This is a genomic window from Streptomyces sp. S186 (assembly GCF_051603415.1).
GTDB lineage: Bacteria > Actinomycetota > Actinomycetes > Streptomycetales > Streptomycetaceae > Streptomyces.
In genome coordinates this window covers 6404691-6416986 of the sequence record NZ_CP193932.1, presented here as the reverse complement: position 1 = coordinate 6416986, position 12296 = coordinate 6404691, and the positions used below count along the sequence as shown (strand labels likewise).

General features: G+C 74.8%; 8 protein-coding genes. 2 read left to right on the top strand and 6 right to left on the bottom strand.

From position 1 onward, the window contains the following. Nucleotides 1–111: 111 nt before the first annotated feature. Entirely contained in the window at nt 112–738 is a 627-nt protein-coding gene (locus ACRAS8_RS27660) for an NUDIX domain-containing protein (RefSeq protein ID WP_438488705.1), read from the bottom strand. A gap of 98 nt (nt 739–836) precedes the next feature. Then, on the bottom strand, nt 837–2525 hold the full coding sequence (locus ACRAS8_RS27655; RefSeq protein ID WP_438490615.1) for a CTP synthase: 1689 nt from the start codon (nt 2523–2525) through the stop codon (nt 837–839). A gap of 456 nt (nt 2526–2981) precedes the next feature. Between ACRAS8_RS27655 and ACRAS8_RS27650 the strand changes: the two genes are divergently transcribed. Continuing rightward, nucleotides 2982–4781, top strand: coding sequence for a glycoside hydrolase family 15 protein (locus tag ACRAS8_RS27650; protein WP_438490614.1), 1800 nt, complete (start codon nt 2982–2984; stop codon nt 4779–4781). A gap of 66 nt (nt 4782–4847) precedes the next feature. On the opposite strand, the gene ACRAS8_RS27645 is transcribed toward ACRAS8_RS27650, so the two are convergent. Next, nucleotides 4848–6002, bottom strand: a complete 1155-nt coding sequence (locus ACRAS8_RS27645) for a beta-1,3-glucanase family protein (RefSeq protein WP_438488704.1) — start codon at nt 6000–6002, stop codon at nt 4848–4850. Between the two features lie 220 nt (nt 6003–6222). Here ACRAS8_RS27645 and ACRAS8_RS27640 point away from each other — a divergent pair, with 220 nt between their 5' ends. Beyond that, the gene (locus tag ACRAS8_RS27640; RefSeq protein WP_438488703.1) at nt 6223–7848 is read left to right on the top strand and encodes a PucR family transcriptional regulator; all 1626 of its coding nucleotides are present in this window, start codon (nt 6223–6225) and stop codon (nt 7846–7848) included. A gap of 40 nt (nt 7849–7888) precedes the next feature. Here the strand turns inward: ACRAS8_RS27640 and ACRAS8_RS27635 are convergent, their stop codons facing one another. The 3 genes from ACRAS8_RS27635 to recN form a co-directional block, all read right to left on the bottom strand. Then, a complete protein-coding gene (locus ACRAS8_RS27635; protein ID WP_438488702.1) occupies nt 7889–9049 on the bottom strand; it encodes a glycosyltransferase family 4 protein in 1161 nt (386 codons plus the stop codon). 443 nt (nt 9050–9492) lie between these two features. Next, nucleotides 9493–10284, bottom strand: a complete 792-nt coding sequence (locus ACRAS8_RS27630; RefSeq protein WP_438488701.1) for a hypothetical protein — start codon at nt 10282–10284, stop codon at nt 9493–9495. Nucleotides 10285–10319: 35 nt separating this feature from the next. After that, on the bottom strand, nt 10320–12056 hold the full coding sequence (gene recN, locus ACRAS8_RS27625; RefSeq protein ID WP_438490613.1) for a DNA repair protein RecN: 1737 nt from the start codon (nt 12054–12056) through the stop codon (nt 10320–10322). Nucleotides 12057–12296: the final 240 nt, after the last annotated feature.

The window sequence follows — 12296 nt, the reverse complement described above, 5'->3', positions numbered from 1 at the left end:
GTCGAGCGTAGTTCACGGGCCGTCACGTTCCGTGCGGAGCGGGGCCGTTGGGTCACCCGATCGATCGGAGGATCATCCGACCGGGAGGCGGGGGCGGCGCCCGGCCCGGGGTCAGGCGTCGAAGGGGCGGGCCGGCCAGGGCGCGTCGGCCGGCCGGAGCGCGTCCAGCCCGTCGCCGGCCCGCGCCGCGGTGAGCGACAGCACGCCCACGACCAGGCAGTTGTTGTGCAGTTCGCCGGCGAGCACACCGCGGACCAGCTCGTCCACCGGGACCCGCGCCAGCTCCATGTCGGCTTCCTCCTCGGAGACCTCGAAGCGCTCGCCGTCGGCCTCGGAGAGCCCGCGGGCGAGGAAGATCCGCACCGCCTCGTCGCAGCCGCCCGGGGTGGTGTAGACGTCGGTCAGCACCCGCCAGTCCTCGGCCTTGACGTGTGCCTCCTCGTACAGCTCGCGCCGGGCGGCGTGCAGCGGGTTCTCCCCGGGGACGTCGAGCAGGCCGGCCGGGATCTCCCACAGCTTCTGCCGCACCGGGTGGCGGTACTGGCGCAGCACCAGCACCCGGTCGGCGTCGTCGAGGGCGAGGACCGCCACCGAGCCGGGGTGGACCTGGTAGTCGCGGGTGACGGTGGAGCCGTCCGGCATGACGACGTGGTCGGTGCGCACGCTCGTCTTGCCGCCGGTGAACGGCGTGCCGGACGCGGTGACCGTCCACTCCTCCGGGGTGTCCTTGATCGCCATGCGCGTACCTCCACTGAGACCTGTGCCGACACGAGAACCGGGGTACCGCCCCACGGCGTGGGACCGTACCCCGGCAACCGTAACCGGCCAGGTGCCGCCTACTTCCCGGCGCCCGTCGCCTTCGCCGCCTCCTGGCGCTCGACGGCCGCCTTCACCAGGCCGGCGAAGAGCGGGTGCGGGCGGGTCGGGCGGGAACGCAGCTCCGGGTGCGCCTGGGTGGCGACGAGGTAGGGGTGGACCTCGCGCGGGTACTCGACGTACTCGACGAGCTTGTTGTCCGGGGAGGTGCCGGAGAAGAGCAGGCCGGCCTTCTTCTCCAGCTCGCCGCGGTAGGCGTTGTTGACCTCGTAGCGGTGGCGGTGGCGCTCCTCGACGTAGGGCTCGCCGCCGTAGACCTCGCGGACGATGGAGCCGTCGGCGAGCTTGGCCGGGTACATGCCCAGTCGCATGGTGCCGCCCATGTCGCCCTCGCCGGCGACGATGTCCATCTGCTCGGCCATCGTGGAGATCACCGGGTGGGCGGCGGCCGGGTCGAACTCGGTGGAGTTGGCGCCCTCGATGCCGGCGAGGTTGCGGGCCGCCTCGATCACCACGCACTGCAGGCCCAGGCAGAGGCCGAGCAGCGGGAGCTTGTTCTCGCGGGCGTAGGTGATCGCGCCGACCTTGCCGTCCACACCGCGGTCGCCGAAGCCGCCGGGGATGCAGACCGCGTCGCAGTCGGACAGCTGCGCCGCGGCACCGGCCGGGGTCCTGCAGTCGTCCGACGTGACCCACTTGATCTTGACGCGGGCCTTGTTGGCGAAGCCGCCGGCGCGCAGCGCCTCGGTGACCGAGAGGTAGGCGTCGGGCAGGTCGATGTACTTGCCGACCAGCGCGACCTTGACCTCGTGCGAGGGGTTGTGGACCCGGTCGAGCAGGTCCGCCCACTGGGTCCAGTCCACGTCGCGGAACGGCAGGTCCAGCTTGCGTACGACGTAGGCGTCCAGGCCCTCGGCGTGCACGACCTTGGGGATGTCGTAGATCGACGGGGCGTCCGGGCAGGCGATGACCGCGGCCTCGTCGACGTCGCACATCAGCGAGATCTTGCGCTTGATCGCGGTGGGCACCTCGCGGTCGGCGCGCAGCACGATCGCGTCGGGCTGAATGCCGATGTTGCGCAGCGCGGCGACGGAGTGCTGGGTGGGCTTGGTCTTCAGCTCGCCGGAGGGGCCGATGTACGGGAGCAGCGAGATGTGCACGACGAAGACGTTGTCCCGGCCGACCTCGTGGCGGACCTGGCGGACGGTCTCCAGGAACGGCAGCGACTCGATGTCGCCGACGGTGCCGCCGACCTCGGTGATCACGACGTCGACGTCCTCGGTCGCCAGGCGCCGGATGCGGTGCTTGATCTCGTTGGTGATGTGCGGGATGACCTGCACGGTGTCGCCGAGGTACTCGCCGCGCCGCTCCTTGGCGATCACGGTGTTGTAGACCTGGCCGGTGGTGACGTTCGCCGAGCCGTCGAGGTCGACGTCGAGGAAGCGCTCGTAGTGGCCGATGTCCAGGTCGGTCTCGGCGCCGTCGTTGGTGACGAAGACCTCACCGTGCTGGAACGGGTTCATCGTGCCGGGGTCGACGTTGAGGTACGGGTCGAGCTTCTGCATCGTGACCCGCAGACCGCGCGCCTTGAGGAGCGCGCCCAGGCTGGAGGCGGTGAGCCCCTTGCCGAGCGAGGAGGCGACGCCCCCGGTGACGAAGAGGTGCTTGGTCGTCGTGGCTGCATTCTTTCGAGAAGCAGAGGGCGGCATGGCCAAGAGGGGGCTCCCGTGGTCGCGAGGTGGAGAGGTGCGAGGTGGCGCCGGCCTGGGATTCAGGGGTGCCGTCGCTGCGGTTCGGGGGTGCCGCATTTCTGCTGGGTCCCACCGGTCCACGGGGTACCAGGCTATCAGCGACCGGGGATGGTCGCGTCCGGCCACGCACCGGAGGGGGTCGCTCCGCAGGCCACTCGTTCGGAGCACCCCCACTCGACGCGAGCGTCGCGCGGAGCACCCCCCTGCGTCGTATCCTGCTCGGACACTCGCTCCGAGCCGTCCGGGAAGGCACCACCTCTCCCCAGCCACCGCTGGGAGGGAGCCCCACCCCCAGCTACCGCTGGGTGGTTCCCCCAGCCCGAAATTTCCGGTCCAGCTGCTCGGCGACGTTTCATGGGCAGAACGGACAGCACACAACGTCCCCTGGGGGGCGTGACTCCAGTTCGACGGGAGATGCACGTGGCCGGGCGCATCGAGGACTACGCACTGATCGGCGATATGCAGACCGCCGCGCTCGTGTGCCGGGACGGCACGGTCGACTGGCTGTGCCTGCCCCGTTTCGACTCCATGGCGGTCTTCGCGGGACTGCTGGGCACCGAGGAGCACGGCTTCTGGCGGATGGGCCCGGCCGGCGAGCCGCCCCGGGCCGCGGACCGGCGGCGCTACCGCGGGGACTCCCTCGTGCTGGAGTCCGAGTGGGACACTCCGCGCGGTACCGTCCGGGTGATCGACTTCATGCCGCCGCGGGACGGCGCACCGCAGGTGATCCGCATCGTGGAGGGCGTCAGCGGGCGCGTCCCGATGCGTTCGGAGCTGCGGATGCGGTTCGCGTACGGCTGGGTCGTGCCGTGGGTGCACAAGATCGACGAGCGGACGGTGGCGGTCGCCGGTCCGGACTCGGTGTGGCTGGACACGGAGGCGGAGACGTACGGGAAGGACCTGACGACCTTCTCCGACTTCACCGTCTCACCGGGCGAGCGGATCGCGTTCACGATCAGCTGGCAGCCCTCGCACCACCAGCCGCCGGCCGTGGCGGACCCGGAGGGGTCGCTGGAGGCCACCGAGGAGTTCTGGCGCGAGTGGGTCGAGCACTGCACGTACCACGGGCCCTACCGCGACGCGGTGGTGCGTTCGCTGATCACGCTGAAGGCGCTGACGTACGCGCCGACCGGCGGGATCGTCGCCGCGCCGACCACGTCCCTGCCCGAGTGCATCGGCGGCGTCCGCAACTGGGACTACCGCTTCACCTGGCTCAGGGACGCCGCGATCACCCTGTCGTCGCTGCTGCGCACCGGCTACCGCGAGGAGGCCCGGGCGTGGCGCGAGTGGCTGCTGCGGGCGGTGGCCGGCGATCCGGAGAACCTCCAGATCATGTACGGCATCGCCGGTGAGCGGGAGCTGGGCGAGACCGAGCTGAAGTGGCTGCCCGGGTACGAGGACTCGCGCCCGGTGCGGGTCGGCAACGGCGCCGCCGGCCAGCTCCAGCTGGACGTCTACGGCGAGGTCACCGAGGCGCTGCACCTGGCGCACATGACCGGGCTGGCCCGCAACGACTACGCCTCGCTGCTCCAGATCAAGCTGATCGCGTGGGTGGAGAAGCACTGGGACGAGCCGGACGAGGGCATCTGGGAGGTGCGCGGGCCGCGCCGGCACTTCGTGCACTCCAAGGTCATGACCTGGGTCGCGGTGGACCGCACGGTGAAGCTGATCGAGTCCGGGGACGTGGACGGGCCGCTGGAGCGGTGGAAGGACCTGCGGGAGACCATCCACCGGGACGTCTGCGAGAAGGGCTACGACAAGGAGCGGAACACCTTCACCCAGTCCTACGGCTCCCAGGAGCTGGACGCGTCGCTGCTGCTGATCCCGCAGGTCGGCTTCCTGCCGCCGGACGACAAGCGGGTGATCGGCACCATCGAGGCGATCCAGCGGGAGCTGTCCACCGAGGACGGGTTCGTGCTGCGCTACCCGACGTCCGGCGAGGGGCTCGGCGTGGACGGCCTCGAAGGCGACGAAGGGGCGTTCCTGGCCTGCTCGTTCTGGCTCGCCGACGACCTGGCGATGATCGGCCGCGTGGAGGAGGCCCGCAAGCTCTTCGAGAAGCTGCTCTCGCTCCGCAACGACCTGGGGCTGCTCGCCGAGGAGTGGGACTCCCGGCTCCAGCGCCAGGTGGGGAACTTCCCGCAGGCGTTCAGCCATGTTCCGCTGATCGACACTGCGCTGCGGCTGACTGCCAGTGGGGCGTACGGTGGTTGACGCCCCCTTCGGGGCGTCAACCACCCGGAGGTCTTCGCTGCCGTCCGTTTCCGGCTTTCCGTCCGTTCAGAACGGCGTCAGGGTGAGCGTCAGCTCCCTGGGGGCGTGGTCCTGGATGTAGGAGGCGAAGCCGGCGACGTCGTCGAAGGCGAAGCCGTATGCCTTGCCGTCCCGGGTCGCGGTGTGCATGGCGCGGGCGTAGTGGTTGGTGAGCGGCCGGCGGTAGAAGGCGGCGGGGTCGGTGACCGGCTGGGCGGCGTGGGTCGCCAGGGTGGAGCGGTTGAGGGCGGCGCCCAGGACGGCGGCGACCGGGCCGAGGGTGCCGTCGTTCGGGGCGGCCAGGGTGCCGTCGCAGAAGAGGACGTCGCGGGTGGTGGGCCGGGCGACGGAGACCGTGGCCGGGCCGTGGAAGGTGAGCCGGTCACCGCTGGTGCGTCCGGTGAAGGTGCCGGCGGTGGTGGTGACGGTGAGGTCCCGGGTGGCGTACGCGGACCACGCGGCGTCGATGGCGGGGGCGAGGTAGTCGGCGGCGAACAGGCCGCTGTCCAGGCCGTGGCCGGGGGCGATCACCCGGCGGTCGCCGACGACCAGGCGGTCGAAGCCCTCGGCGGCCCTGACGTCGGCGAAGATCCGGGCGCGGGCGCCGTCCTTGAGGGTGCCGGTGGTCTGGTCGGCGGCGCCGGTGAGCCGCAGGGCGAGCGGGACGCTGAACATGTCGACCATGGTGGTGTTGCAGTACATCCCGCCGGAGTTGTAGGTGAACTCGACGCAGTCGTGCAGTACGTCGTAGTTGGGGTCGCCGGCGACCCAGCCCGCCGGGTAGGCCAGCGCGGGCCGGCCGTTGCCGTCGGCGACCGCCTTGATTCTGAGCTTGGCGCCCAGGCTGGTGTAGATCCGGCCGGACATCGGGGGCAGTTGGAGCGTGGTGGTGCCGGTGGCGGCGAGCGGTATCGCGTAGTCGGTGAAGCCGTCCGGGCCGTTGTCGGAGAGGGCGACGGGGACGAGCCCGCCGTCCGGGGTGAGCCGGACCTGCCGGGTGCCGTCGTTGCCGAGGACGTAGATCCAGACGGAGCCGTTGGCGTAGGCGCCGGAGGTGTTGACGATGTGCAGCGGGAGGCCGGCCGCCGAGGGGCGGGCGGGGGCGCCGGCGGCCCGGCCGGCGAGGGCGGCGGTGGCGGCGCCGGCGGCGAGTCCGCCGAGCAGGGTGCGTCGGGTGATCATGAGGCGGCTCCTTGTGGGGGGTGGGGTGAGCGCTCTCCGTGTGACGTGCGGGCACCCTGCCCAGTCGCCCCCGTGACCGTCAAGAGGGCGGAGGGGACGGGGAGTTGAACGGCGGAACGGGTGGCGCGGGTGGGGCGGCGCGCGGGCCGGGCTCGGGCCGGGCGGGGGCCATCCGGATCGCACTCCTCCGGATCGGCTGACGCGCGGTAGCGTTCGCGCCATGGGGCCGCACGCGAGGATCGACGCCGACATCACGGTACGCAGGGCGCTGGAACTGCCGGCGCTGCGCCGCGGCCTGCCGGAGGTGCTGGCCGGCGAGGACCGGCTGGACCGGCCGGTGCGCTGGGTGCACGCCGGCGAGGTCCCGCACATCGCCTCGCTGCTCAAGGGCGGCGAGCTGCTGCTGACCACCGGCCTCGGGGTGGGCACCCGGCCCTCGGAGCAGCGCGCCTTCGTCCGCAGGCTCGCCGACCGGGACGTCGCCGCACTGGTCGTCGAGCTGGGCTCGCGGTTCGACGCGCTGCCCGCGGCGCTGATCGACGCCGCGCGGGACTGCGGGCTGCCGCTGATCCAGCTGCACCGCGAGGTCCCGTACGTCACGGTCACCGAGGAGATCCACACCGAGATCATCAACGGCCACTACACCCTGCTGCGGCGCGCCGACGCGCTGCTGCGGCGCTGCACCGACGTGCTGCTGAGGGGCGGCGGCGCGCCGGAGGTGCTGCGGCTGCTCGCCGACTTCACCGGCAATCCGCTGTGCCTGGAGGCGCCCGACGGCAGCCCGCTCTACGCGGCCGGGCCGGAGGGCGGCGACGGCGGGGCGGATGCCGATCCGCTGCTGGCCTGGGAGGGGCTGCGGGACTCCGGCGTACGGATCGAGGTGCCCGGCGGCGGGCACGGGCCCGACGCGGTGCGCGCCCGGCTGGTACTGCTGCCGGTGAACGGGCCGCCGGCGCCGGTGCACCGGATCGCCGCCGAGCGGGCCGCCGATCTGCTGGCCGTGGTGATGCTCCAGTCCCGCCAGGAGGAGGTGCTGGCCGCCCGCGGGCGCGGTGACTTCCTGGCCGAGCTGGCGGAGGGGCGGATCTCGGCGTCCGAGGCGCCGGCGCAGGCCCGGCTGCTGGGCTTCCGGCCGGGCGCCGACCCGGTGCTGCCGGTGGTGATGCGGCTGCCGGCCGCGCTGCCCTCGCCCGGCGGCTGGGCGCTGCTGGCCCAGGCGCTGCGCGAGGAACTGGCCACGCCGGGCGTGCCGGTGCTGCTCGGTGTGCGGCCCGTGGAGGGCCGGGTGCCGCTGCTGGTGGCGCTGCGGGCGGGCCAGGACCGGGCGGCGCTGGCCGACCGGATCGCGGAGGCGCTGCGGGCCGGGGTCGTCCGGGCCGGCCTGGACCGGCCGTCGGCGCACCGCCCGGTGGTGGTGGTCGGCACGGCGGGCGACTGGGCGGCGGCCGGACCCGGGCTGCGGCACGCGGCGGAGGCGGCGGCCGCGGCCCAGGGGCTGCCGGAGGCGCCCTGGTACGACGCCCGGCGCCTGGACATCGAGCTGCTGCTGTGGCGGATGCGGGAGCACGGCGAGGAGGGGGTGCTGACCGACTTCGTCGAGCGCGCCATCGGCCCGCTGCTGGCCCACGACCGGGGCGCCCGCCAGCCGCTGCTGCCCACCCTGGAGGCGTATCTGGCCAGCGCCGGCCGGAAGGCCGAGACCGCCCGCGACCTGAACGTCAACCGCCAGACGCTCTACGACCGGCTGGCGCGGATCTCCCAGCTGCTGGGCACCGAACTGGACGATCCGCAGACCGTGCTGGGGCTGCGGCTGGCCCTGCGGGCGCGGCGGCACACCGACCGCTAGGGCGTTTCCAATGGACCTCCGGCCGGCGGGCCGGTGGGGGTCAGGGGGCCGGTTGCGGTGGCTGGGTCAGTTCGTCGTAGACGCTGAGGACCTGGGCGACCGTGTCGTTCTCGCTGGGCCAGCCGGCGGCCTGGGCGCGGCCGGCCGCGGCGAGCGTGTCGCGGCGCACCGGGTCGGCCAGCAGGTCCAGGACCGTACGGGCCAGCCCGGTGGTGTCGCCGTAACGGACCAACTCGGCGGCGCGGCCGACGAGTTCGGGGGTGCCGCCGGTGTCGGTGGCCACCAGGGGGACGCCGGCGCGCAGCGCCTCCTGGGCGATCAGGGAGCGCGCCTCCCAGCGGCTGGGCAGCACCACCAGGTCGGCGGCGGCGAGGAGTTCGGGTACGTCGTCGCGGCGGCCGAGCAGCTGGACCGGCAGCCGTTCGCTGTCGATCCGGCGCTGGAGCGCGGCGCGTCGGCCGCCCTCGCCGGCGATGGCGAGCAGCGGCTGCGGGTCGAGTCCGCACCAGGCGTGGGCCGCGTCCAGCAGCAGGTCGTGGCCCTGGGACGGGTCGAGCCGGCCGACCGCGAGCAGCAACGGCCGGTCCACCACGCCCAGTTCGGCGCGCTCCTTGTCGCGGTCGCGCCCCGGGTCGGCGGCCACCGCGCCGGACCGGCCGGGCCGGGGGCGCGGGATGGCGACCGGCGCGAGGCGGGCGTCCTTGGCGCCGCGCTCGCGCGCCCGGTCGACGAGGTCGGAGCAGACGCCCAGGACGACCGCCGCGGCCCGGGCCACCCGGCGCTCCATCAGGTGCACCATCCCGGCCCGGGCGCCCTCGGTGTGCGCCTTGGTGTGCCAGGTGATGACGAGGGGCACCCGGTCGCCCCGGGGGCACAGTCCGCGCAGCGCCATCGACGCGCGCAGCCCGGCCCGCAGGCCGTGCGCATGGACCAGGTCCGCGTCCCAGCAGGCGCCGCGCAGCGCGGTGATGCCCGCCGGGTCCATCCGCGGGGCGATCGGTACGAACCGGGCGCCGGCCGCGGTGAAGCCGTAGGCGTCCTCGGCCTCCGGCGGGGCGCACACCGTCACCCGGACCCCGCGGGCGACCAGCCCCTCGGCGAGCGAGCGGACGTGTGCCGCGCTGCCGGCGCCGCCGTGGCCGAGCACCTGGACCGTGCGCAGCGGCGACAGCGCGTGCGGCGGGGCCGGGGTGCTGGTCACGAGGTCGGGCTCCTGGGTCGGGGCGGTACGGACCGTACCGGCGGGGCGGTTTGGCGCTGCGAGGTGCCGCGATGTGCCCGAGCACACCGACGCACCGGCCTGCGGGCAGGACGGAGCGGGCGCGCCCCGGCACTGCGCACCGCGCCCAGGATGCCAGTCCGGGACCGTCAATTCGCCACCGTGCGGACGCCGTTCCGGTGGGAACTCTCACCCCCGGTTCCACGGATTCACCCACATGGGCGACCCTGCGCGTGAGCGGATCGCCACCCGAACGGGGTGAACCCACCCCTCCGGCCGGCCTGCGCCACTGTCCAAAACCCGTCCCTGACTGTCCGGATCGGGTCGCTCCGGATCTCCCCCGCGCCACGGGCACCGGGGGGCGGTGCGGGCGCCGGTGGCGTCGGAGCGCCCCGGGATTGCGTCACAGCGGCCCCGGGATTGCGTCAGAGCGCCCCGGCCAGCCGGCTGACCCGGTCGCCGGCGGCCGCCGCGGCGACCAGCGCGGCGGCGTGCGCGGCCAGTCCCGCCCGGGGGTTCGTGGCGACGACGGCCAGACCGAGGGCGGCGCCGAGGGCGTGCGCCCCGGCGTCGCCGAGCATCGTCCGCTCCCCGAGGTCGTCCGCGGCGAGCGCGGCCGCGGCGCCGATCGGCACGGCGGCCAGCGCGGCACCCGGACCGCGGCGCAGCAGCCCCGGTGCGGCCAGCGCCACGGCGGCGCCGACGGCCCGGCCCGGCCGGACGTCGAGGAGGTTGACCAGGTGGGCCGAGCCGGCGATCACCACACCCGCCAGCAGCCGGTCGGCCGGGCGGTCCTTGAGCAGGGCGCCGGCGGCGAGCCCGGCGGCACCGATCCCGAAGAGCTTGACCGCCCCGCTGGTGACCTCGCCGTGCCGCAGCGCGCCCAGATGCGCCCGGAAGCCGCGCCGCGGGTCGCCGGCGCCGGCCAGATCGTCGTAGGCCCCGCAGCCGCCGGCGGCCAGGACGGCGAGCGCGGCCGCGCCGCGGGCCCGGGCGGGCAGGCCCGGCGCGGTGGCCGCGGCGAGCGCGGTGCCGAGCGCGGCCGCCGGGCCGGCGTGCAGGGTGACCGTCCGGCCCGCGTGGTTCTTCCGCTCCCACCGGGCCGCGCCGCCCGGTGGCCGGCGCCGCAGCGCCTCGTAGCCGGCCCGGGTCGCGGCCGCCGCGGTGAGCAGCGCCGTGCTCCGTGCCGGCGTCCGGCCGCCCGCTCCCACCCTCATGCCGCTCCCCTTCGTCTTCGTCGCCACCGGTGTGGTCAGGTGCCCGTGCGGGCGGTCTCCAGCAGTTCCTCGGCGTGGGCGCGGGCCGTCTCCGAGTCCTCCTGGCCCGCCAGCATCCGGGACAGCTCGCGGATCCGGTCCTCGCCCTCCAGGACGGTGACGCCGCTGCGGGTCACCGAGCCGTCGTTGGTCTTCTCCACCAGCAGCTGCCGGTCGGCGAACGCGGCGACCTGCGGGAGGTGGGTGACCACCACGACCTGCGCCGACCTGGCGAGCCGGGCCAGCCGCCGGCCGACCTCGACGGCCGCCTTGCCGCCGACGCCCGCGTCCACCTCGTCGAAGAGATAGGTCGGCACCGGGTCCGAGCCGGCGAAGACCACCTCGACGGCCAGCATCACCCGGGACAGCTCACCGCCGGAGGCGCCCTTGGCGATCGGCCGGGGCGGGGCGCCCGGGTGCGGGGCCAGCAGGATCTCGACCTCGTCGGCGCCGGCCGGGCCGTAGGCCACGGTGCGGCCGTTCACCTCGATGCCGTCGGTCTGCGCGGCGTCGCCGGACAGCTCGGTCTGGTGAAGGGCGACGCTCACCCGGGCGTGCGGCATGGCGAGTTCGCCGAGCTCGGCGGTGACCGCGGCCGCGAAGCGCTCCGCGGAGGCGGTCCGGGCGTCGGTCAACTGCTGGGCGAGTTCGCCCAGTTCGGCGCGGAGGGCGTCGTGCTCGGCGGTCAGCTGGGCGATCCGGTCGTCGTCGCCGTCGAGTTCGGCGAGCCGGGCGGCGCTCCGCTCGGACCACGCCAGCACCGCGGTGATGTCCTCGCCGTACTTGCGGGTGAGGTGGTTCAGCGCGGCGCGGCGCTCCTCCACGGCGGCCAGCCGCAGCGGATCGGCGTCCAGGCCGTCGGCGTAACTCGCGAGTTCGGTGGCGACGTCGGCCATCAGGATGCCGAGTTCGCCGAGCCGGTCGGCGAGCGCGGCCAGCTCCTGGTCGTGGCCGCGGACCGCCTCCAGGGCGCGGTGGGCGCCGGCGACCAGGGTGGTGGCGTCGACGCCCTCGGGGTCCTCGGGGTCGCCGGCCAGCGCGCCGTGCGCGACGGTCGCGGCGGAGGCCAGCGCCTCGGCGTGGCCGAGCCGTTCGGCCTCGGCGGCGAGTTCGGTGTCCTCGCCGGGCAGCGGTTCGGTGGCGGCGATCTCGTCCAGGCCGAAGCGGAGCAGATCGGCCTCCTGGGCGCGCTCGCGGGCCCGGGTGGTCAGCTCGTCGAGTTCGGTGGCGACGGTGCGCAGCCGGCGGTGCGCCGCGGTGTACTTGGCGAGCGGGACGGCGACCGCGTCGCCGGCGTAGCGGTCCAGGGCCTGGCGCTGGCGGGCGGGCCGCAGCAGGCCCTGCTGGTCGGTCTGGCCGTGCACGGCGACGAGGTCGTCGGCGAGGTCGCCGAGCACCCCGACCGGGACCGAACGGCCGCCGACGTGGGCCCGCGAGCGGCCCTCGGCGGAGACCGTGCGGCTGATCAGCAGCGCGCCCTCGTCCAGCTCCGCGCCGGCCTCCTCGGCCCGTACGGCCGCCGGGGACGCGGAATTGAGGACGATCCTGCCCTCGACCACCGCCGCCCTGGCACCGATCCGCACCAGCGCGGGGTCCGCGCGCCCGCCCAGCAGCAGGCCGAGGCTGGTGACGACCATGGTCTTGCCCGCGCCGGTCTCGCCGGTCACCGCCGTGAAGCCCGGTGACAGCTCGACGACCGCGTCGTCGATGACACCCAGGGACCGGATCCGCATCTCCTCCAACACGGGTACGACCTTACGAGGTCCGGGGGTCACCCCGCGACGGCCTCCCCCATACCGGCCCCCGGCTCCGGCCTCGCCCCGCCGGGACCGGGCCCGCCGCACGCCCCCGACGTGCGGAAAACCGCACCGCGGAGACGGGTGGCCGCCGCATGGTGGCCGGCCGGGGCCGGCGGGCACGCTGGCGGGGCAGTGCGGCGGCGCCCGGCCGGGCGCCCGCTCCGACGGCTGCCG

Coding starts and splice junctions, on each gene's coding strand:
- ACRAS8_RS27660 (WP_438488705.1), bottom strand. CDS start 738: ATGGCGATCAAGGACACCCCGGAGGAGTGGACGGTCACCGCGTCCGGC.
- ACRAS8_RS27655 (WP_438490615.1), bottom strand. CDS start 2,525: ATGCCGCCCTCTGCTTCTCGAAAGAATGCAGCCACGACGACCAAGCAC.
- ACRAS8_RS27650 (WP_438490614.1), top strand. CDS start 2,982: ATGCACGTGGCCGGGCGCATCGAGGACTACGCACTGATCGGCGATATG.
- ACRAS8_RS27645 (WP_438488704.1), bottom strand. CDS start 6,002: ATGATCACCCGACGCACCCTGCTCGGCGGACTCGCCGCCGGCGCCGCC.
- ACRAS8_RS27640 (WP_438488703.1), top strand. CDS start 6,223: ATGGGGCCGCACGCGAGGATCGACGCCGACATCACGGTACGCAGGGCG.
- ACRAS8_RS27630 (WP_438488701.1), bottom strand. CDS start 10,284: ATGAGGGTGGGAGCGGGCGGCCGGACGCCGGCACGGAGCACGGCGCTG.
- recN (WP_438490613.1), bottom strand. CDS start 12,056: ATGCGGATCCGGTCCCTGGGTGTCATCGACGACGCGGTCGTCGAGCTG.